This window comes from Mesorhizobium quangtriensis (assembly GCF_040081925.1).
Classification (GTDB): Bacteria; Pseudomonadota; Alphaproteobacteria; order Rhizobiales; family Rhizobiaceae; genus Mesorhizobium_K; species Mesorhizobium_K quangtriensis.
The window spans coordinates 696,398-714,960 of record NZ_JBEBMF010000001.1; the positions used below are offsets into that span (position 1 = coordinate 696,398).

Sequence of the window (18,563 nt, forward strand, 5' to 3'; positions counted from 1 at the left end):
AGGCTTACGCCGGCTGCTTGTCCATCAGCGTTTCGATGCGGGTGAAGTCGCAGTATCTGGCATGGAGCCGCTGGGCGTACGTCTCCTGTCCGGCACCGGCAATCGCCTCGATCACCTGTTCCAGTGCCACCACGTCGAAGCTGACCAGCCCGTCCCGATGAGGGGCCAGCTGTTCCTGATATGCAGTGCAGGCGTTGGCCACTGACCGGTTGGCGGCCGGGGCGATGACGATGAACTGTCCGCTGTCGAACAGGTCGGCGTCGATCATGGACTGCATCAGGGCCATCTCGCGCAGCAACTGTTGATGCGGGTTGCCGAGAAGCGCCTTGTTGCCGGGCCGGGTCGCGAAGCCGCTTTCGCTGGCGATCTGGAGGTGGCGCGGGTTGATGTTCCTCGGCACCGCGTCATTGCAGCCCTCGCCATATTTCATCTCGACGGCGATGAACGCCCTCTCCCCGACAGGTGAGATGCCGGCAATGAAGATATCGACCGCCGTAAAGTCACCCGTGAAACGCGGATCGCCTCGGCCAGGCGAGAACTCGAACGATATGCCGGTCACCTGCCTGAAGGCGTCCGGAAACAGGCCGGCCATCATCTTGTCCGCGAACCGGGGATCTAGCTTGGCGGGGCCGAACAGGTTCAGGCAGAGCGTCTGCGAGGCCAGAAGGTTGGTCCGCAGGCGATGGGCGTCATAGAGCGCACCGATCTGTCGGAACACCAGCTCACGCGATGCGAGGTCGGCGACGGCAGGGCTCATGAAGTTGCGGCCGGCGCGCCCTGCCTTGTCGGAGATGCGGCTGCCGAGGCTATGGGCCTTGCCCTCGCGATCGATGAAGCGGCCGATTGGCAGGCCTTCCTCCTCGCGCCACAGCGCGGCCAGCAGGCGTAGCGCGCCACGGTATCGGTCGTCGGAGGCGATCAGTGTGTGGTGCTGCTTGGCGATGTCCGGCCCCACGGTCGGCACGAAGCCGGTGTCGTTGGATGGTTCGATGGTCATCAGTGTCCTCTTGGGTTTGAAACGAACATTGGAGGTTCGTTGAGGACGCCTGCGTATTGCGCGTTCGAAAAACCATCATAATTTCTGTGTCCGCCACGAGAGGACAAGAAGATGGACAGACCAGAGCGGGCGCTGACGCGCGACGACTTTATCGACGCCGAAGATTGGTATCGCTATCAACACGAAGGCGGGTTCTTGCGGCGCGTCCATCGAGGCCAGCGGTACGTGCCTGCGCTGGGCAATGGCCCGTGGGCACAGTTAGTCAACATGACCCATGATGTCAGGGAAAAGCCAGAGCGGCGGTATAGCCGGCTCTCTACGGGTTTGCGCGGCAAGGATTACGAAAGGCTCTGGAGCGCCGTCGCGCTGGCGAATCTCAAATCACATGTTCTGAACGTGCACGTCACGATCGCGTGGTCCACGGTGGGCATCAGGGGCGAGGCTGACGTCGGTGAGGCAAACGAGAAGTTTTTGGAGCGGATGCGGCATTGCCTCGACGACTTGGCGATACCGCATGCATGGATTTGGGTTTTGGAGCGGAAGTCGAAGGTCGGCGTGCATAGCCACATCCTCGTCCACGTCCCGAGCATGTATCATCATGCCTTCACCAACTGGGTCAGGTCCGGCTTTCGATCAGCAACCGGCAGAGAGCCTACGGACGCGAAGGCGAGCAAGTCCATCGTCGTCAGGCTGGCTCGCGATCGGGACTGGAACCAGCAATGGGTTTGGCTCCACTACCTACTGAAGGGTGTTAAAAGGGGTGAGGCGATTCGCGATTTGTATGACCACCGAGCACGACATGACATAGCGATGGTCGCCAAGCTGAAGCTACGCCCCCAAGGCAAAATCTCGATCAAGCGCAGCGGGTATGCGCAGGCTGTCGGACCAAAGGCCCTTGTTGAGTATTTGGCCGAATATCCGCTCGCCCTTCACGAACTTGCAGATCGTGGTCCCATCACAGCGCGCTTCCTTCACGCAGGTGAAGCATGTCGGGCGATCAGCCATATGGACATTTGAAAGAAATGGAGATGTGGAACAAAGAAATGGAGATGCGGTGCCCGCCGGCCCTTGAACAGTAAGGGAAAAATAGGTGGACTTTTGTTCTAGGCGCCCCGATTCCACTAAATAGGCCCTCCTTCCGGCGCAAAAGAGAAAGAGCGCAAGGGCGATAAGATCGTTTTTGGATAGTGATCTGATGGTGATCAGATCGAGAAGGGGACAAAGAAAAAATGCGCCTGCAGCGACTGGCTTGCAAGCGCATTATGCGGCGGTTCCCCGAGCGATCATTCGTCGTGTTCGAGAGTGAGCGTCGGTCCCGGCAGCATTTTCAAGAGGGCGTCCAAGCCCTGCCTGGTGATCTTGGGAGCGGCGTCGCGCGTGATCCGGCCGGTGGCGGGCCAGAAGTTCAGATCGCCGATCTTGAGTTGATAGATGGAGGGCCGCCAGACGGCGACCCCTCTCTGTTGAAGCGCCTTGATGGCGGACGCCATGTCGGCGGTGTCGGTGCCGTTTTGCAGCGGCAGGCCCTTCGACTTACGCGCCATGATCCGGTCCCGAGCCCGCTGCCGAATAGGCTTCAAGTTCGGACAGGAACACGGGAGCCCACTCGGGTTCGACTTGGTAGAGGTCGAGGTCGCCCTGACCTGCAAGGAACAGCAGAAGCGCTTGAACCTGCCGTGGGCACCGGTCGATGATGAGCACGCGGTCGTGGAAGTTGCGGCGTTGGGCCATGGTCAGTCCTCCATCGTGATTTCGGACAGCGGGCGGATGCGCAGCGCGTCGAGCCACGCCTGCGCCGCTGATGCCGGGATCAGCACCTTGCGCCCGGCCTTGACGGCATGAAGCCGCCCTACCGAGATTTCGTTGAGGGTCTTGGTGCGGCCGATGCCGGCCCACTGTTGGAACTCGCGGAGCGAATACGCCCCCTTGGTGATGGTGGTCATGGGTTTCTCCATCTGACCTGCGCGACCACGATGGCTGCGCTTTATGGAGCCCATATCGGTGGGGGCGGATCGGTGGAGTCAGATGGGTCGCTTCGGAATCTTCGCCGGGTGCCATACCGATGCGCGGCGCAATGAAAAGCCCGCCAGGGCGAACCGTGGCGGGCTGATCATTGTAATTGGGGTCAGGACTGGCGTGCGCGCCTGCCGGTGCGGGCCGTAGGGTGGGCGGCGATGAAGGCTCGGTCAGAAGCGATAGCCCGCTCAATGCAAGCCATTTCAGACTGGCTGAAGCCGAAGTACTTCTTGTGACGGTCCTTCCAATCAACATCTGCCTTTCGCTCGGCCGGCGTCAGCAGGAGGTCGTACTGCGCCTTCTTGGCCAATTCGAAAAGCCGGTCACGGCTGGGAAGGGGAACCGTCACCTCAACGTCGAGTGAGGACTGGCCTATCTGAAAGCTGAGGGCGCATTCAGCATCCCGTAGGGCATCATAGTATCGCTTCTTCGCTTCCGCGCGCCGCCACGGATCAAGACGCGCGCGGCGCGCCAGCATATTGTAGTGCGTGTCCAGTAGGGCATCACCTGGGATCGGATCGAGGCACTGCTCGATAAAGGTTTGAAGCGCGGTCACGCACACACCTCCTCTATACCGGCGACCGAACACGCGAGTTCCGTCAACCACGCTTGAGGGTTCCCATCTCCCGTAGCCTCGTAGTGTCTGGCGATGTATCGAACAGCCTGACCGATCTCGTCTAGTGACGAGTACCGGTGATGAATGATGGCCTGCATCGTGTCGCGTGTGGCATCGCTCGCAGCTTCCTGAGCGCCTTGCGCTGCTGCCTCGGCTTCAGTCCCCGCCACCCGATCGGTCTCCATGCATGCGGCGTCGAGCTGGCGGAAAGATTCCGCGTGTGCGTCGATCAGCAGTGCGATAGGGGACGGGGAGCATTCTGGTGTCAACGCGTGGATGAGTTTGACGGGCTCAAAATCGTCCCACTCGGAAAAGGCCTTGTCCCGCGCGAGGAAAGATGCCTTGGCTCGGGCTTCTTCGAGAGAGGTCGGACGATGGGCAAACAGCGCGTCCCTAGAAGCGTTGATCGCGGCATTTATAGCAGCTTCCTGACCTTTCCAGTCATCATCCGAGCATGCGGAGTATCTTGCCATCGCGTTACGATGGTTGGTCATCAGCGTGGCCAGCGTGTCAGTGATCCTTGGGAAGGGCGCGTCGCTCGACGCAACCGACGGAAATGCCTCCGCCGCAGCCGTCTCGAGAAATCGCAACGCTGCCTTCAGGATCGATTCTGCTGATCTATCGATCAAAGAGTCTGTTTCGAAAGCGTAGCGGATCGCTTCGTGGACGCCTCCAAGCGTACTGGGGGCAGGACATTCGTCGGTTAGCTTCCGCATAGAAGGCCCATATGTAGCGTCTACAGCGGCATCCTCACTGGCGTACCCCGGAAAGTCGTCAGGCATGGCCTCGAAGATCCGAACCTGCCGGCGATATTCGGCGATAAGTTCCAGGAGAGGATCGGAAGCGACCTCGGGCGAAGACGCTGGCAGTGCGGGACGGTCCAACAACGCTTCACGCATCTCATCGTTTGGTGGAATGTCAGCCAGAAACTCTCTCAGGAACGATGTGCGTTCGAAGCGCTCCGATTCATTGACGGGCTGATAGCGGCAAATCTTGAGAACAATGTCATCCTCAATATGGATGGCGGTGCCCTGAGCTTCGAAGGCGGCGTCGTGATCCGGTCCAGGGGCGGTGGTATCTGTCTTCTTGATCGCAGCCAGATGCTCCACACGTGCCAGTTTGAATGCATCAAGTAGCGCCGACAGCCCGCCGCCGACGGGCAACGGCCCCGCTAAATAATCCTCAATCGCGGAAAGCAAGTCGTCGTGACCTTTCTGTAGGGCATAATCCAGTTCAACACGAACCCTCGCCAGTAGGTCCCTAAGTGACGATATGGATGCGTCGCCAAGACGCTCTTCAATCGGGTTAAGGGTGGTCTCGATGAAGGCGTCACGCTCGTCGTCGGAATTGTAGCCTTCTGCGTCACGAATGACGTGGTCGGCGTGGTGCCTTGCTGCCACCCACTCTCTGTACACGCGCATTAGCGGAGTTTCGGACGCCACGATTTCGGGACTGCGCCATTCGGGAGACGGGATCGGCGCTGATGTCGTCAGGAGGGTCTGGCGATCGACATGCTGGTTCACTGCTTCATTCTCACTCTGTACTGACACTGGCGAATTTGCCGCCGGCGTTGAAGCATTGTCAGCCTCCGAAATCGACCGGTTGGAGACCTGCTTGAGCGCTGTTTTTGCCATTAGTGTTACCTCCAGTTTTTGGGTGTACGGCGATGCGGATATGATGTTGCTGGAGCGCCCTACGCGACGAGCGCAGAAAGCTCCTGTTCGAGCGCCTTGCGACGCCAGTCGATGTTCATTTGAAGCGGCTTGTATTTGAGGGCGTCGATCTCGGCTCGGATAGCCTCAGCCCGGCGTTGTGCCGGAGTCTGGCCGGACTTCGCCTGCTTCCATGCCGCCTTGAGTCCCCACGACATCAGCACGGCATATGACCACTCGCGGCCCTTGTAAGCGCGGGCGTAGCGGTGTGCCTCGCGCATGATCGCGGCACAGTCAAACTTGGGCATACCTCCGGCGTTTGCCGGAACGACAGGGTTCGGCATTTGCGACTCCAAAGCTGGGTTAAGCGACTGATAACTACTTATCACTAGACAGGAGGTGATAGCAAGTGCATCAGTGATAAAAATTGCTCAGTATGGCGAGAAGTATGAAAACCCGCATCAAGGCAGCACGCGACCTGCTCGGGATCACCCAGGCTGAACTATGCGAGGCGGCAAATATCCCGCTCATCACCCTGCGACGGATAGAAGGCAAACCGGAGCATGCTGGGCTGGTGTCTCAGGAGACCGTCGAGAAAGTGCGCCTCGCGCTTGAAGCGTTGGGTGTCCAGTTTTTGGAGATCGGCGATCGAGCGAAGGGCCCCGGTGTGGCGCTTCGGCGATGAGGGTTCGCTTACCCGCTCCCGTCGCGGCAATCTATCGAGCGGTCGAGGAATTGAGCGTTGCCTATCCGGGCCGGAAGTTCACACCGGACGGCCATCTTGTCGGCTCGATAGGTGAGGTTGTTGCCGCTGAAGCCTTGGGCCTGACTCTTTATCCAAGCTCAAATCCGGCACATGATGCCTACGATGCCGATGGCAATGACGTGCAGATCAAAATGACTGCAGGACGAAGCATATCCCTCTACGCCGATTGCAGCCGTCTCGTCGTACTGAAGGTTGTTTCTCCAGAAGAGGCTGAAATCGTCTACAATGGCCCTGGGGCACCAGTTTGGATGGCGGCCGGGAAAATGCAGAAGAATGGACAAAGGCCCATAACACTCTTCAAGCTCGCGACGATTCGCCAAGACCTCGAAGCGGCCGGCGTCGAGTTCATCGCCGAGAACGGTGGTGGGGCAGGAGTGAGGTTGAGGAAGTGAGGCCCGCCTTTTTGGCCACGTATTTGGCGGCGGGCGCTTTGGCGCTGCCGATCGAGGCTGCGGTGGCAGAGGGAAGCGTCATTGGCGTCTACACGTCTGGGGAGGCGCTGACGAAGGACTGTCGTGCGTTTTTGCGGGGGCGTCGAGATGGCGGCTTTTCATCCGCTGCGGACGCGCAGGACGCATCTGTATGCTACGGTTTTGTGGTCGGAATACTCGACAAAACATCTGTAGACGCGAAAACCAATATTGCCTCTCCAGGGGGGATACCGCCGACGTTCTGTCGCGGCGATGAAGTCAACGCCAACGATGCGGTTGAGGTTGTTGCCCGCTATCTGGACGAAACCCCGGAGAGAAGACGATTCGCAGGCTACGTTTTGGTTGCTGAGGCGCTAAAGCGCGCTTATCCGTGCCCGTGATCTCTTTGGAGGCGCTATGAGCGCGATATTCTCAGAATGTCGTCGATACAGGTATCGGCTAGATCGGACAATCGGTAGTGGTCCGCCAGTAGCGTTCCTGTTGCATAATCCAAGTACGGCAGGAGAGGTGGCGGACGACGCCACGTCTCGACGTGGGATCGGCTTTGCTCAAGCATTGGGATTTGGCCGCCTCATATTTATCAATCCCTGGGCGATGATTGCGACGAAGCCTCGTGACCTATGGGCGGCCGACGATCCGGTCGGTCCGTCAAACGACGATCACATTGCAAATGTAGCGTGCGAGATCGCCAGGGAGCACGGTGTAATCGTGGGCGCGTGGGGCAGGATTGCGCCGCCGAGCCCGAAGAGAGCAGCAGCAAAACAGAGGATTGATCATGTTCTCGAAATCGTCCTTCGGAACGGATCAGCAGTCTACGCACTCGGCATCAATATGGATGGATCGCCCAAGCATCCGCTCTATTTGCCTGCCAATGCAACTTTATGCAGGTGGAAAGGAAGGGATTCCCATACCGTTTAATTTGTGGAAAACGTCACACGCATGGCCACTAGGTGATTCGCGACGGTATACCGGTATCAGGCCGGGGGCGTGCCAAGGGGAGCTTTGCTGATCAATGTTTTCTGACGCAGATATGCTGCGCCTTCAGCAAGAACAGTACCGGCACGACCACCGCAATCATACTGACATTTTGCATTTGTCAAAGAACGACAGGTTGAAACACTACGGTCTGCATTTCGCAAAGTACGTCGGCAGGCTAGCTCGTGGCGAGGCCGATCCGATTCCGCACGATCGCACGATCATCGACACGTTGTTGGTTTCATTGAGCGCTGCCAACACGCTGCACCAGCATTTAACTGCTCCGGCACCTTTGAGTAAGGACGCGCGGCAGATCGATCCGCTGCGGACGTATGCCGACGCCGCTGGGCGCTTTGCAGACGCCTGCGAAAAGATCGACCATCTTGAGGAATTCATCCCCATCGCGCGTAAGGCAAACGCAGACATCATGACTTGGGCCCTTCACACGGCTGAAGAGCGCGAGATTGATCTGCAACAAGCGCTGCGAACGCGACGGGGGGAATTGCGTGCCAGACAATTCTACATCGCCGACTGAGCTACAGTCAGGCGGCTTCTGGAGCGGCGAAAAGCTCCTAGAGAACAAGTCTGTCATCACAGATTTCAATGAGGCCCACGTTGACGCAAATGCCTACAATTTGCGTATGGGCGATACACTCTTCAAAACAGCGGATATTTCAGGGAAGCACCAAGGCAAAGTCACGCTGAAGGATCGTGAGCCGTTTAGCATCCCTCCCGGGCAGTTCGCATTCCTCCTCACTAAGGAGGAGGTCAACATCCCATCGAATACCATGGCGTTCATATCGATGCGTACCCGCATCAAGTATCAAGGCCTCATCAATGTGTCAGGCTTCCACGTTGACCCTGGCTACAAAGGGAAGCTGATATATGCGGTCTATAACGCGAGCCCATCTCCCGTTCAGCTTTGCGAGGGCGATCCCGCCTTTAAGATTTGGTTCTGCAGCTTGGACAGGAACTCTTCTGAAAAATTCGTTTTCAACAAATCTGGCGTTTATGACATCGACAACGAGATAGTCAGAGGTATGAGCCGAGAGATCTACTCTCTCCAAGCGATATCTGAAAAGTTCCGCGATTTGGAAGCAAAGATCGATCTGAAATTCGCAGAGCAAAAGCCTACTGTCGATGGGCTCAAAATGGCTTGGGACACCATTACACGAGGCGTTGTCGTGTCACTGCTAATAGGGTTGTTGGCTGTGGTTGTCCCTATCGCTTGGGGGATTGGGAACAAGTTGCTCCCCTATATTTTGACCTGGCTGCCTGTTCAAGTGGAGCGCGTCGTGGCGCCTGCAAATCCGGCAGGGCCGAACCGAAAAGACGAGGCAGCGTCGAGCCGGAATCCAACGGAGTAGCCGGCTGCATGGTCAGGTTACAAACTTACCGTTAACCCCCATGCACCCCTTTAGAAATCTCGGATAGAACGAGTTCTCACGCTGCAGCTCGCGTGCAATCTCGATGTTGGGTGTTTGCACGGAAGCGATGAAGCGGCGGCCCGTAGCCTCGTCCATTCCCTCCAGTGTGCCGGCCTTGATTTGCTCCGCCAGCATATCGGCATATTCGGCAACGGGCATACCGACGCTGGTCTCAATCTCGCAATCGAGGGCATTCAGGGTAGCCACGATCTGACCGATGCTCATGTCGGCGTAGGCATCACCAGGAGCATGCTTCTGCTCCAGCCGTGTAAGGCGCGCTTTCAGCGTCATGACAGGGCTCCGCTTCTCAACTGATTATAGGCCAGCTTGAAATCCTTCTTCATGGAAGCGAGGAAGGCGTGGACAGATGCGTCGTCCAGCGGCGACGGCTTGCCTGCGTCAATGTCCCTCTGAAGTTGCTGGGCATACTCGGCCGCAGGCATTCCGGTCGCAGCTTCTATGGCAGCATCCAAAGACGCCATCGCTGCTTCTATCTCTTCGTCGGTGAACTCGTCGAACGGATTGGTGGGGCGCTTCTGCTCCAATCGGGATATGCGGCTCTGTAGGGTCACGATAGCGACTCCACGAAGTCCTCATGCGAGGCGAGCTTGATGGCCTCGTTGAAGGATGTGGGGCCAATCGATCCGGACACGGACAGGAGACCGGGGCGCGAGGCAAGAAGGGCGTCCTCGAACTGACGGTCAAAGTCGTCGTCATCTACGGCGATGATCACCAGCGGCGGATTTCTGCCGCCGTGCATGGCTTCCATGCGGGACAGGCGGGCATTCAGGCTCATTTCGATGCCATCCTCTGTTCAAGGGCTGCGACGCGCTGGGCAAGGTCGCTGGTTTCGATTGCCTTGCGCTGTGCATCGAGCAGTCCGACGATCAACACACCCTCGTCGGGAGACAGGTCGCCGTCTGCAACCTGCCTGTTAATGCCGGCAATGGCCGTGGGCAGCTCGTCGGCCGTTGCCACATCGGGAAGGGCGAACTGGAGACGCGCACCTTTCCGGGGCGGCCAGATGCGTTCGAGAATGGTCTTGCCGGCCTGGCTGTCGCCTTCCTTGGCCTTGTCGATCATCGCACGGACAATATCTTCAGCCTCACCCTCGGCGAGTGCATCGAGAGCGGTGAGCACCTTGGAGCGTGAACCTTCCTTACGTCCGCTCGGATTACCCGACTGGCCCGGCTTGAAACGAGTGTCCTTCTTGTCGTCTTCCTGCGTCATGTCCTGCTATTCGCCTGCTTTGTCAGAGCTTCAGTTCGCCTGCCCGGTGGTGACCGTGCTGATTGCCTTTTCGCCGGTTGATCGCTCCAGAGCCTCTACGGCGCGCGTAATGTGCGCCCACGCATACAGCGCGAAGATGGAAGCATTGGACCCCTTCGGAGTGGCCTGGATCGTCTCGGTCAGGAGATGACGGGCGACGGATACCAACGCGAGAGCGTCAGATGGCGTGTCGGCGTCGGCGGTCAGAATGTCCTCGAACGTACTGTTGAAGGCCGGGAAATCGACACGCTCCTGGATAGATGGAAGCTTAATCTTGGCATCTGCGGCGTTCATTGCGTTGCTCCATGGTGATGAAGTAGATTCCACCCGATGACGCCCGATCTACAGTTGATGCTGTTTGCCGCTGCCGCGACCATCGCCGGCAACATCGTTGCCGCGCTCGTTATCTGGCGCGTGATCGAATGGCGGAAGACGCGAGACTGGAAGAACCTGCTTGCGCCGCTCGGAATTGGAATCTGGATCGCGTTTGGGCTGTCGGTTTTGATACTTCCGTCCAAGTCACCGACCGTGTCGCTCTCACTGAGCCTAATGATCTGTGGCGGCGTAATAGGCGCACTGGTGTCCGCCCGCGCACTATTTGGTATCGTCCGATATTCCCGAGCCGAAACCGTCCTTGGCAACGAACCGCAATACAGAGGCGCGATGGGTGACGTGTTCGCATTCGTCGTTGCGCTCGCGCCGGTCGCGGCTGCGGCATTCCTGTTCTGAGCCATCACGGGCCACCTACCGGGCCGACAGTGATTTCCAGAGGCTGACGACGATCCTGCCCAAGAATGCGCGGCGGTGCTGCGGGAGGCATTTCCGCAGGCTGCGCAGATTGGCCGGTGCCAGCGACAATGCCGCCCTTGCGCATCACGTCTCGCACGCGCTGCCAGTTCTTGGCCGAACGCTGGTTCTTCATCGCCATCATCTGCATGCGCTCGATGATCTGATTTGCCACTTTGGGATCAGTGGTCGTGAGGATGTTTGCCAGTTCCTTCGCCGTGGCTTCGTTGACGACGACGGCACGGCTGAGGGCCTTGCGAACCACAGCCATGGCAGCACCGCGAATGCCGCCTGTGGCAAGACTGTTAAGCAGAGCCTCGTCAACATCCTGCGCGTCGGCCGCATCGATGACCTGGCGCGTCGTGCTGCTGTTGCCCTGAATAGCCTGCTTGGTCTTCGTCTTCTGAGCCTCACGGGTCATCGCTTCTTCGAAAGCCGTGAATGACTTCTCATCGGGGAACGCGGCCTTGAGAACAGCCCTGTGCTTTGGCGACGCAAAGATGGCCCTGACGGTGTTCGCTCCGTCCTTCATCCGCATGATGCGGTCGGACATCGCCTTGGAAAGGCCAAGGCGGGCTAGCTGCTTGTCACCCTCGCTCATGTCCGCGAGTTTGCGACGAGCAAGCTCCGGGTCGGCGTCGAGAAGCTTCTTGCCCTGCTCAACTGAATCCAGGGACTCCGAAGCTGAGGAATAGACCTTCCTCGCAGCTGCATAGTCCGGGTTCACGCGGTCGATTTCCTCCAGCATCTCGCGCTTGATGCCAAAGACAATACGGCCAAGGTTGGAGAGCTTTTCAGTGCCGTTCGGAAGGATGGTTTTCTCGCCGTCAATGATGTCATCCAGCGAACGCTTCATCAGATCCCACTGGCGGGCGTCAGGGACGCTCTCGATGGTGTAGGAGCCGTCATCTGCTATCCGGGCGAAGAACTGCTTCGAGGGAATGCCTTCGGCCTCCCCGAGGTCGCGGGCGCGCTTCAGGGCATCGCGCATCACCTTGCCGCGCCCAAGCAGGCTTTCGAGCTTTCGCGTGAACGGCACAGGCGTTTCCCATGCCTTGTCGTACAGCGGCTTCGACGCCTTTTGACGCTGGGCAATGATGTCGTCTATTGTCGCGAAATATCGACCGGGATCGTCCAGGCCCTGCTGGATTGCACCGATGATGCGCTCCGGCTGGGCAAGCTGGCGGTCATGTACGGCGGACTGGATTTTCTGCGCGCCCTGGCCCGGAATGTTGGTGGCATATTTCCCGAGACGGTGGACGTTATCGCCAGCCACATCCATCAACATCATCGAGTCGTCACCGGCATCGATAGCAGTCTGCATCCTGGCTGCGGCGTCTTCCGGCATCAGTCCGTCACGGGCCAGCGCACGGTTCGCCAGACGCATCGCATTGCCTGAAGGGTTGGCTACGCCACGGACAACATTGCCCACCGGCTTGGTGGTGAGGTAGTTGACGGCCTTGTATGCGCCGCGCGTACCTTCGATAGCGGCGGGGATTGCGACACCGATCAGCGCACCGTCACGAGCTGAAGAGAATGCGTTGTCTCTTCGATTCTCGAAGCCCCCTTCGCCACTGCCAAATCCGTAGGCTCCACCGTAGACGCCGCCAAGGAGGCTGTTCTGCGCTAGGCGGCCCCACCATTTCGAAGCAGCGCGAGGCGCGGCGGCGACGCCCGTCGCTACACCACCGCCGATCTGACCTGTGGTCCTGGCAACGGGGTTTGTTTCGGCATCGTAACGATCTTGTGCGCGCTGATAATCGAGATTGCCAGAATAGTTGCCGCGCTCCCCGGTCAAGCCGGTGACGGAATCGGCAGCGGCAGCGAACTCGTCGGCCAATCCGAAAGATGCAGTATCGGCAGCACCACGAACAGCAGCGTCGAGAGATGCATTGTCGCGGCGCATACGATCGACGGGGAGACCAATCGCCTTGCCGGCGTCGTAGAGAGCATTGCCGACGCGCTCCATGGCGCTGAGTTCCGTGCCCTGCAACTCGCCACGACGCGAGGCAGGGATGACCCTATCACCCTTAGGCGCAGGACCGCCAAAACGGTCAGCGTCAAAGAACTCCGAGGCGTCTGCCTGCTCCGGGAACTTGGTCGATTCCGATGTGCGCGCGCGATACTTCTCCCACGGCTTTGCCTTGGCGGCAGCCGGCGCGGCCTCGGTGCCGGGTTCGGCCTTGGTGCGGTATTTCTCCCAAGGCTTGCCATTAACCACGGCAGGGAGGGGGCGGCGCTCTATGTCGCCGCGCCCTTCGCTGATAGCCTTGGCAAAAATTGGATCGACTGACTTCGACGTGGTGTCCGGTCCCCACATTGCGGGAGAGCCGCCACCGATGTGCACGCCCCAGGAGTAATGACCGACACCGGGGAACTTGCCTGCTGCGTTCTTCAGGAATTTTGCATAGATGTCCTTGTGATCGCCCGGAAGGATATCTTCTCCGTCCAGGGTCAAAACCAGATCGGAAGTATGCGCATGGCCGGTGTCGTCAACGTCGTGGCGCGTCGAACCGGTGCGCTTGCCTCCACTACCTTTCGGTGACTGACCCGCCGATACGATCCGTGCTCCGAGACGCGGATCGGTGGCGCGCAGCACCGTGTCGAGATCAGCCAGATAGCTGTCCGCTACCGGCAGGTCTCGTGTCTTTCCTGTGGTGGAGTTCTCGATTCTCATTCGAGCATCTCCCAGCTTGCCTCGTCGGCCGGATCGCCACCGGTATAGCGATAGCCGTCTTGCTCTGTGCCTGGCTCAATTCCTGATCCGGAACCTTGCTGCTGTGCTGGCGCAACATTCCTCAATTCCTCGATACGCTTGGTCGCCTTTGCTCGATGCGCCTTGGCCAGCTCAAGTAGGCGGTCGATGGCCTGCTTGCGGACTTTCGGCGGCTTTGAAACATCCCCAATGATGTCCATGAAGATGCCGAGTTCCTTGTCGGTGGTGGCACCTTTCAACGCGGCAGACATGGCCGTGGCGGCTTCGCCAGTCATGATGGCCTGATATTCGGACGTAGCTTCGGACCCCGCTTTGTCGGCGACCCAGTCTGGCGTCATCCAATCAGCTGTCTTTGCGCCGACAGCGCCACGCATACCAGCGCCAAAGCCGCTGAAGGCCGTTTCGTTCAACTCAAGCGCTCGCTCCAACTGCGATATGCTGGAATCGATGCCGGGAAGGGAGTCCTCAGCTTCATGAACAGCCTTCAGTTCGGTCGCCGAAAGCTTTGGAGGCTGGTCGGCCTTGTCCTGGGCGATCCTGGTGCGATCGCGCTGGAGGTCGAGCCGCTGCCGGTTGATGTCGAGGTTGGCTGCGGCGGTCGTAAGCTCCTTGTCGAAACGCTCAAGCGACAACTGGAACTCTCGGTCTTCACGGGCCTGGCGGATTCGATCTGTGGCCGAGATGGAAGAGTCAACCAGAAGCCGCGCGAGTTCGGGTTTGCCGCGATATGGCTTAGTGTCTACGCCGAGGCCGCTCTGGTCGAGATAATCTAGGCCTTCTTCCCACATCTTGGGGTCAGCCTGTCCATCTATCTTGCCACCCATTGCTCCAAGGCCGATGGAGCCGAGAAGGTTCATGAGCTCCAGCGCTTCCTCGCGGCCCTGTTCACGCTGCTGCGTCGCCATGTTCTGGCGCGTCGCCGCCATGTTCAGCGAGTTCATTTGCTGCCGCTGAGCGGACTCCTGGCCGCGAATGAAGCTGTTGGCGATGTCGGGCGTTTCGACTCGCAATGCGATGCTGTTATCGACCACGGTCAGTTGCTCCTCTGCATCGCTGTCAGAGCAGCGCGTTCATCCACGACACGATGGCCGAAGCCCGTGGGGAGAGGTTCGATGCCGGGAAGCCGGCCGGCGCGCGCATCGGCGATGATGCCGCTGATCGGACGGCAGTCGCGCTTGTGGCGGCTCCACAGGGCCATGAGGGTCAGATCGCTCACGCGGAAACCCGCCGGGCTGCTTCCGTGGCCGTCTGGCGCAGAAATTCGGAAAGGCTCAGGCCACGACGACGGGCGATCTCGATCAATTGGCGCTTCTCGTCTCTGCCGACGCGCATCTTGATCAGTTCATTCATGGGTTCGGAAAAGCGCATCGCGACCTCCACATCGGCTGCGCACAACCTACCATAGGTCGCGTGTCCACAAAAGTCACAAAGCGTAATTAAATCAGTATGTTAACTGTCGTTCAGGGGCATCCACATACGTTCGGGACCGTCCCTGTACGTACACTTGCGCTGGCGATGCGCTTGAAAAAAAATCCGAATCTGGATCAATGGGTTGCGTGCAAACAGGCAATGAGCGGGCTGTTTTTGCGCAGTGCCGTTATTGCCTTCTTAAGGAGGATGGGCCATATCTCCCCGTAACAACACCCGCCACGCCTCGGACGAAACTTCGGTTTCGAACTGCGCACCCCGGCGGGTTTTTGTTTTTGGCGGTTCAGCAATCCCCGGTATTCCGGGATGAAGTTCACCAAGCCATCGCTTTCCATCGCGGAACAAATCGAGCGGATCGAAGCTCGCGGGATGGCTGTGCCGGATCACCGCGTCGCAACCCACTATCTTCGTCATATAAGCTATTACCGGCTCAGGGCTTATTGGCTTCCATTCGAAGACCCGGCTCCTGCTGACGGGGAACACACATTCAAGCCGGGCACCAGCTTTGACGATGTGCTGGCGCTCTACGTTTTCGACAGGCGTCTTCGGCTCCTGATCATGGACGCGATCGAGCGGGTGGAGGTATCTCTGCGCGGCTGTTGGGCGCATCACCTGGCGATGAAATACGGGCCGCACGGCTACCTCGATCCCGCGCTGTACTATCGTCCGGATCGCTATGCCGAATCGTTCACAGCCCTCATATCGGAGGTGAATAAATCCAAGGACACGTTCATCCTGCATTACAAGCAGAAGTACGATGATCCCCAGCATCCGCCTATTTGGATGACTGCGGAAATCATCTCGCTAGGTCAGCTCTCAATGTGGCTCAGCAATCTGAAAGGGCGCGCCGACCGCCAGGCAATAGCGAAGCCATATGGACTGGACCAAGTTATCCTTGTCTCGCTGGCGCACCATCTCACCTACATCCGGAATATTTGCGCTCATCACGGGCGCCTCTGGAACAAGCAGGTGACGGTCAAAATGATGGTGCCCAACTCGCCTGCAAGCCTGAAACTCGCGATGAACCCGGCGTCGCAGGGACGGATATACAATACACTGGCAGTGCTTGGTTATCTGCTTGGGATAATTGCCCCCGGTACGCGCTGGCGTCAGGAACTAATCGAGCTGATGGATAGCTCGGCGTTGGCAGACACCGTCGCGATGGGCTTCCCGCCAAATTGGAAGAAGATGTCAGCCTGGGCGGTGCAGCCGTAATCACGGAAGCGGTTCCTCGCGCTACCAGCAGAACTAGTGGTCTCGATGGGGGGTATTTCATGACCGAACGGTTGTTTGGCGACAGGCCAATTTCTCATCCTAGCGAAGACGCGTTTGGCCTTTCATCGTTCGCCGAGGCGCTGGCAAACTCGTTGCTTCAGATGAGTCCGAAGGACGGCTTGGTTATCTCTGTGGAAGGCCCGTGGGGGGCCGGTAAGAGCAGCGCGATAGCGTTGGCAGTGCGCTCTATAAAGCTTCGGGTACTGAGTGGTGCGGCGGAAGGGAGAGACGATCTCGAAAAGCTCGCCGAAGCTGGCCTCGACGCAAAATGGGCAGAAAAGGCGAGGCTTAGGAAGACGCATATTGTACGCTTCAATCCTTGGAACTTCTCCGGCCAAGAGAATCTTGTTCGCGCGTTTTTTAGCGAACTTTCTGCACAGATCGACGTAGAGCCAGAGGGCGCTCTCAAGAAGGCAATGAATACGCTAGCGGGGTATCTACCTTCAGTCGCGGGGGGCCTTGTCGCAGGCGGTTTTCTGGCAACGGGTAACATACCAGCCGCCGCTGCCGGTGGAGCCGTTGGCAAGGCAGCAGGGGAAGCTGCCAGTAAGTTGATCAGGTCAGAAAGCTCGCTTGAGGGCGCAAAGAAAAAACTAGCAGAGGCACTACGAACAGCCGATCAACGCATAATCATAATTATCGACGACATCGATCGTCTCCTGCCAAACGAAATGCGGGCGATCTTCTCGCTCGTGAAATCGCTCGGCGACCTCCCGAACGTGCTCTACGTGCTGTCATTCGACTCAGAGGTTGTTCACCTGGGTCTCCAGCAGAACGCTGAGAGGATGGATCCCGCGTTTCTTGAGAAGATCGTCCAGGTATCACTAAAATTGCCACCTCCATGGCGGGAGGAGTTGAGACAGCTTTTCTACACGCGCGTTAACGCGATCATCGGAGACGCGGTGCCGGCCGATCAGCGGAGATGGGAGTTGGCGATGAGGAGCGTCATTGACCCCTATCTTGAGACACCACGCGATGTCACGCGCTTAGCGAATACGCTGCAAGTAATTTGGCCAAATGTCGCGGGTGATGTGGACCTGACAGACCTGATCGTTCTCACGACGCTCCAGCTATTTGATGCTGGTATCTACGCCCTAATCCGCGACGAAATCGAAGTCATCACTCATGCCGATGCCCGTTTCGAAGAAGATAAGGCATTTGGTAAGCGAATGGAGCCTGTGTCTGCCACCAAACCAGACGCAGCAAAAGATGCGATGGCACTGATGTTTCCACGTCTAGCAAAGGCGTGGAACACCTATATGGCGGACGGTACCTACTACATTCTTCAGAAAGAACAGAGACGGATCAGCACCAAGGAATACCATAGAAACTATTTCGTCTTCGGTCGCGACACCCGGATGCTCAGCCGTTCAGAGGTTGAGAGATTACTGCATGCGCCGAAGCCCGCAACGCTTTTGAAGACAACGTTGAAGCGACTGGCGAAGGATGACCCGAATGGCAGGGCGCCGTCCAGGATCGCGAGCCTTTTGGATCAGATCAGCACAACGCTCTACGCAAATCCCCTGCTAACGCCAGCGCTACTGAAGGCGATTTTGGACAACTCCGATGAATTGATCCGTCGGGGCGACGTCGTGTGGGAGCTCTTTGTGACCAATAACGCTGAACGGCTGGACAGGATTGTCCGTTTGGGCACTGGGAAGCTGAATGAATCGCAGCGCGACGAAGTCCTGACGACTCTGGTCAATTATGATGCCGGCCTCCAAATTCGCACCGCTGTTGTCGAACACGATGCTCGGAACCACGGCTTTTTCGGCGGCGAAAAAAAGCACGAATCTGATCTCATCTTTGCTGCCGACAAAATTGAGGCGGCAGCCATAGCTATAAGGGATGAGATAGCTGCAGCATGCAACGATGGTTCCGTTTGGAACAATCCGATGCCGATCCGGCTGATATGGGCATGGAGGCGGATGAGCGACATGGAAACCTTGAGGCGTTGGTTCACTAAGGTTCTCAAAAGCGATGAGAAAACGGTGATGTTGGCCAACGAGCTGCCCGGGCGCTCATACCAGTCCGGCGGCGATGGAAGCCGTATAGTTCTGACATTCAGCCGTCAAAGCTACGAAGGAATCCTCGACGTGGATGCACTATTCGGTCGTCTCGAAACTTTGGCCCGCAAGAACAAGAAGGCTTCAGCGGCACTGGCGCGACTCCGCGCCGCTGAAGAGGCGAACAACCATTAGTGTCGTAG

The 18,563-nt window shown here is 58.4% G+C and carries 26 protein-coding genes; 10 read left to right on the forward strand and 16 right to left on the reverse strand.

Going from position 1 to position 18,563, the window contains the following annotated elements; translation table 11 throughout:
• Window positions 1–4 precede the first annotated feature (4 nt).
• A complete protein-coding gene (locus tag ABMA32_RS03535; RefSeq protein ID WP_349012337.1) occupies window positions 5–997 on the reverse strand; it encodes a PGN_0703 family putative restriction endonuclease in 993 nt (330 codons plus the stop codon).
• A 111-nt stretch (window positions 998–1,108) separates the two neighbouring features.
• On the opposite strand from ABMA32_RS03535, the gene ABMA32_RS03540 reads away from it, so the two are divergent.
• The gene (locus tag ABMA32_RS03540) at window positions 1,109–2,014 is read left to right on the forward strand and encodes a hypothetical protein (RefSeq protein WP_349012338.1); all 906 of its coding nucleotides are present in this window, start codon (window positions 1,109–1,111) and stop codon (window positions 2,012–2,014) included.
• 266 nt (window positions 2,015–2,280) lie between these two features.
• Here the strand turns inward: ABMA32_RS03540 and ABMA32_RS03545 are convergent, their stop codons facing one another.
• The 6 genes from ABMA32_RS03545 to ABMA32_RS03570 all read right to left on the reverse strand — a co-directional run bounded on the left by ABMA32_RS03545 (window position 2,281) and on the right by ABMA32_RS03570 (window position 5,589).
• Complete coding sequence (locus ABMA32_RS03545) at window positions 2,281–2,541, reverse strand: hypothetical protein (RefSeq protein ID WP_349012339.1); 261 nt, start codon at window positions 2,539–2,541, stop codon at window positions 2,281–2,283.
• Window positions 2,531–2,728, reverse strand: coding sequence for a hypothetical protein (locus tag ABMA32_RS03550; RefSeq protein ID WP_292769272.1), 198 nt, complete (start codon window positions 2,726–2,728; stop codon window positions 2,531–2,533). Before ABMA32_RS03550 ends, ABMA32_RS03545 begins: the two co-directional genes overlap by 11 nt.
• Window positions 2,729–2,730: 2 nt before the next feature.
• Window positions 2,731–2,940, reverse strand: coding sequence for a MerR family transcriptional regulator (locus tag ABMA32_RS03555; protein ID WP_349012340.1), 210 nt, complete (start codon window positions 2,938–2,940; stop codon window positions 2,731–2,733).
• Window positions 2,941–3,122: 182 nt separating this feature from the next.
• On the reverse strand, window positions 3,123–3,569 hold the full coding sequence (locus ABMA32_RS03560) for a hypothetical protein (protein WP_349012341.1): 447 nt from the start codon (window positions 3,567–3,569) through the stop codon (window positions 3,123–3,125).
• Window positions 3,566–5,263, reverse strand: coding sequence for a hypothetical protein (locus ABMA32_RS03565; protein ID WP_349012342.1), 1,698 nt, complete (start codon window positions 5,261–5,263; stop codon window positions 3,566–3,568). The genes ABMA32_RS03560 and ABMA32_RS03565 overlap by 4 nt, the downstream gene beginning before the upstream one ends.
• Window positions 5,264–5,322: 59 nt before the next feature.
• Window positions 5,323–5,589, reverse strand: coding sequence for a hypothetical protein (locus ABMA32_RS03570; RefSeq protein WP_349012343.1), 267 nt, complete (start codon window positions 5,587–5,589; stop codon window positions 5,323–5,325).
• 140 nt (window positions 5,590–5,729) lie between these two features.
• Here ABMA32_RS03570 and ABMA32_RS03575 point away from each other — a divergent pair, with 140 nt between their 5' ends.
• From ABMA32_RS03575 to ABMA32_RS03600, 6 genes are all read left to right on the forward strand, one after another.
• On the forward strand, window positions 5,730–5,966 hold the full coding sequence (locus tag ABMA32_RS03575; RefSeq protein ID WP_349012344.1) for a helix-turn-helix transcriptional regulator: 237 nt from the start codon (window positions 5,730–5,732) through the stop codon (window positions 5,964–5,966).
• A complete protein-coding gene (locus tag ABMA32_RS03580; protein ID WP_425475463.1) occupies window positions 5,963–6,439 on the forward strand; it encodes a DUF6998 domain-containing protein in 477 nt (158 codons plus the stop codon). Before ABMA32_RS03575 ends, ABMA32_RS03580 begins: the two co-directional genes overlap by 4 nt.
• Before the next feature lie 38 nt (window positions 6,440–6,477).
• Entirely contained in the window at window positions 6,478–6,858 is a 381-nt protein-coding gene (locus ABMA32_RS03585) for a Rap1a/Tai family immunity protein (RefSeq protein ID WP_349012346.1), read from the forward strand.
• A 16-nt stretch (window positions 6,859–6,874) separates the two neighbouring features.
• A complete protein-coding gene (locus ABMA32_RS03590; RefSeq protein WP_349012347.1) occupies window positions 6,875–7,396 on the forward strand; it encodes a DUF1643 domain-containing protein in 522 nt (173 codons plus the stop codon).
• Window positions 7,397–7,490: 94 nt separating this feature from the next.
• Window positions 7,491–7,988, forward strand: a complete 498-nt coding sequence (locus tag ABMA32_RS03595; protein WP_349012348.1) for a hypothetical protein — start codon at window positions 7,491–7,493, stop codon at window positions 7,986–7,988.
• The gene (locus ABMA32_RS03600; protein WP_349012349.1) at window positions 7,960–8,820 is read left to right on the forward strand and encodes a dCTP deaminase domain-containing protein; all 861 of its coding nucleotides are present in this window, start codon (window positions 7,960–7,962) and stop codon (window positions 8,818–8,820) included. The genes ABMA32_RS03595 and ABMA32_RS03600 overlap by 29 nt, the downstream gene beginning before the upstream one ends.
• 12 nt (window positions 8,821–8,832) lie before the next feature.
• On the opposite strand, the gene ABMA32_RS03605 is transcribed toward ABMA32_RS03600, so the two are convergent.
• The 5 genes from ABMA32_RS03605 to ABMA32_RS03625 are packed head-to-tail and all read right to left on the reverse strand — an operon-like array spanning window position 8,833 to window position 10,443.
• Window positions 8,833–9,171 (reverse strand): hypothetical protein, encoded by a 339-nt coding sequence (locus tag ABMA32_RS03605; protein ID WP_349012350.1) that lies wholly within the window; start codon window positions 9,169–9,171, stop codon window positions 8,833–8,835.
• Complete coding sequence (locus ABMA32_RS03610) at window positions 9,168–9,425, reverse strand: hypothetical protein (protein ID WP_349012351.1); 258 nt, start codon at window positions 9,423–9,425, stop codon at window positions 9,168–9,170. Before ABMA32_RS03610 ends, ABMA32_RS03605 begins: the two co-directional genes overlap by 4 nt.
• 23 nt (window positions 9,426–9,448) lie before the next feature.
• Window positions 9,449–9,676 carry a hypothetical protein gene (locus ABMA32_RS03615; protein ID WP_349012352.1) on the reverse strand — a complete coding sequence of 76 codons (228 nt, stop codon included), beginning with the start codon at window positions 9,674–9,676 and terminating at the stop codon, window positions 9,449–9,451.
• Window positions 9,673–10,110: a DUF5681 domain-containing protein gene (locus ABMA32_RS03620; protein ID WP_349012353.1), complete on the reverse strand. Its 438-nt coding sequence runs from the start codon at window positions 10,108–10,110 to the stop codon at window positions 9,673–9,675. The genes ABMA32_RS03615 and ABMA32_RS03620 overlap by 4 nt, the downstream gene beginning before the upstream one ends.
• A gap of 30 nt (window positions 10,111–10,140) precedes the next feature.
• A complete protein-coding gene (locus tag ABMA32_RS03625; protein ID WP_349012354.1) occupies window positions 10,141–10,443 on the reverse strand; it encodes a hypothetical protein in 303 nt (100 codons plus the stop codon).
• Window positions 10,444–10,479: 36 nt separating this feature from the next.
• On the opposite strand from ABMA32_RS03625, the gene ABMA32_RS03630 reads away from it, so the two are divergent.
• A complete protein-coding gene (locus ABMA32_RS03630) occupies window positions 10,480–10,878 on the forward strand; it encodes a hypothetical protein (protein ID WP_349012355.1) in 399 nt (132 codons plus the stop codon).
• Window positions 10,879–10,882: 4 nt separating this feature from the next.
• Here ABMA32_RS03630 and ABMA32_RS03635 read toward each other — a convergent pair whose 3' ends face one another.
• The 4 genes from ABMA32_RS03635 to ABMA32_RS03650 are packed head-to-tail and all read right to left on the reverse strand — an operon-like array spanning window position 10,883 to window position 15,019.
• Window positions 10,883–13,612 carry a hypothetical protein gene (locus ABMA32_RS03635; RefSeq protein WP_349012356.1) on the reverse strand — a complete coding sequence of 910 codons (2,730 nt, stop codon included), beginning with the start codon at window positions 13,610–13,612 and terminating at the stop codon, window positions 10,883–10,885.
• A complete protein-coding gene (locus ABMA32_RS03640; protein ID WP_349012357.1) occupies window positions 13,609–14,682 on the reverse strand; it encodes a hypothetical protein in 1,074 nt (357 codons plus the stop codon). Before ABMA32_RS03640 ends, ABMA32_RS03635 begins: the two co-directional genes overlap by 4 nt.
• A 2-nt stretch (window positions 14,683–14,684) precedes the next feature.
• Window positions 14,685–14,867: a hypothetical protein gene (locus ABMA32_RS03645; RefSeq protein ID WP_349012358.1), complete on the reverse strand. Its 183-nt coding sequence runs from the start codon at window positions 14,865–14,867 to the stop codon at window positions 14,685–14,687.
• A complete protein-coding gene (locus tag ABMA32_RS03650) occupies window positions 14,864–15,019 on the reverse strand; it encodes a plasmid mobilization protein (protein WP_349012359.1) in 156 nt (51 codons plus the stop codon). The genes ABMA32_RS03645 and ABMA32_RS03650 overlap by 4 nt, the downstream gene beginning before the upstream one ends.
• Window positions 15,020–15,385: 366 nt before the next feature.
• Between ABMA32_RS03650 and ABMA32_RS03655 the strand changes: the two genes are divergently transcribed.
• Together ABMA32_RS03655 and ABMA32_RS03660 are read left to right on the forward strand one after the other, a co-directional pair.
• Window positions 15,386–16,294: an Abi family protein gene (locus ABMA32_RS03655; protein ID WP_349012360.1), complete on the forward strand. Its 909-nt coding sequence runs from the start codon at window positions 15,386–15,388 to the stop codon at window positions 16,292–16,294.
• 59 nt (window positions 16,295–16,353) lie between these two features.
• The gene (locus tag ABMA32_RS03660; protein ID WP_349012361.1) at window positions 16,354–18,555 is read left to right on the forward strand and encodes a KAP family P-loop NTPase fold protein; all 2,202 of its coding nucleotides are present in this window, start codon (window positions 16,354–16,356) and stop codon (window positions 18,553–18,555) included.
• Window positions 18,556–18,563: the final 8 nt, after the last annotated feature.

What these genes read in the sequence shown, in the direction of transcription:
- ABMA32_RS03650 (WP_349012359.1), bottom strand. Translation starts at nt 15,019, where the DNA reads ATGCGCTTTTCCGAACCCATGAATGAACTGATCAAGATGCGCGTCGGC.
- ABMA32_RS03565 (WP_349012342.1), bottom strand. Translation starts at nt 5,263, where the DNA reads ATGGCAAAAACAGCGCTCAAGCAGGTCTCCAACCGGTCGATTTCGGAG.
- ABMA32_RS03535 (WP_349012337.1), bottom strand. Translation starts at nt 997, where the DNA reads ATGACCATCGAACCATCCAACGACACCGGCTTCGTGCCGACCGTGGGG.
- ABMA32_RS03655 (WP_349012360.1), top strand. Translation starts at nt 15,386, where the DNA reads ATGAAGTTCACCAAGCCATCGCTTTCCATCGCGGAACAAATCGAGCGG.
- ABMA32_RS03555 (WP_349012340.1), bottom strand. Translation starts at nt 2,940, where the DNA reads ATGACCACCATCACCAAGGGGGCGTATTCGCTCCGCGAGTTCCAACAG.
- ABMA32_RS03625 (WP_349012354.1), bottom strand. Translation starts at nt 10,443, where the DNA reads ATGAACGCCGCAGATGCCAAGATTAAGCTTCCATCTATCCAGGAGCGT.
- ABMA32_RS03660 (WP_349012361.1), top strand. Translation starts at nt 16,354, where the DNA reads ATGACCGAACGGTTGTTTGGCGACAGGCCAATTTCTCATCCTAGCGAA.
- ABMA32_RS03630 (WP_349012355.1), top strand. Translation starts at nt 10,480, where the DNA reads ATGACGCCCGATCTACAGTTGATGCTGTTTGCCGCTGCCGCGACCATC.
- ABMA32_RS03590 (WP_349012347.1), top strand. Translation starts at nt 6,875, where the DNA reads ATGAGCGCGATATTCTCAGAATGTCGTCGATACAGGTATCGGCTAGAT.
- ABMA32_RS03545 (WP_349012339.1), bottom strand. Translation starts at nt 2,541, where the DNA reads ATGGCGCGTAAGTCGAAGGGCCTGCCGCTGCAAAACGGCACCGACACC.
- ABMA32_RS03570 (WP_349012343.1), bottom strand. Translation starts at nt 5,589, where the DNA reads ATGCCCAAGTTTGACTGTGCCGCGATCATGCGCGAGGCACACCGCTAC.
- ABMA32_RS03620 (WP_349012353.1), bottom strand. Translation starts at nt 10,110, where the DNA reads ATGACGCAGGAAGACGACAAGAAGGACACTCGTTTCAAGCCGGGCCAG.
- ABMA32_RS03540 (WP_349012338.1), top strand. Translation starts at nt 1,109, where the DNA reads ATGGACAGACCAGAGCGGGCGCTGACGCGCGACGACTTTATCGACGCC.
- ABMA32_RS03635 (WP_349012356.1), bottom strand. Translation starts at nt 13,612, where the DNA reads ATGAGAATCGAGAACTCCACCACAGGAAAGACACGAGACCTGCCGGTA.
- ABMA32_RS03605 (WP_349012350.1), bottom strand. Translation starts at nt 9,171, where the DNA reads ATGACGCTGAAAGCGCGCCTTACACGGCTGGAGCAGAAGCATGCTCCT.
- ABMA32_RS03575 (WP_349012344.1), top strand. Translation starts at nt 5,730, where the DNA reads ATGAAAACCCGCATCAAGGCAGCACGCGACCTGCTCGGGATCACCCAG.
- ABMA32_RS03550 (WP_292769272.1), bottom strand. Translation starts at nt 2,728, where the DNA reads ATGGCCCAACGCCGCAACTTCCACGACCGCGTGCTCATCATCGACCGG.
- ABMA32_RS03615 (WP_349012352.1), bottom strand. Translation starts at nt 9,676, where the DNA reads ATGAGCCTGAATGCCCGCCTGTCCCGCATGGAAGCCATGCACGGCGGC.
- ABMA32_RS03580 (WP_425475463.1), top strand. Translation starts at nt 5,963, where the DNA reads ATGAGGGTTCGCTTACCCGCTCCCGTCGCGGCAATCTATCGAGCGGTC.
- ABMA32_RS03595 (WP_349012348.1), top strand. Translation starts at nt 7,491, where the DNA reads ATGTTTTCTGACGCAGATATGCTGCGCCTTCAGCAAGAACAGTACCGG.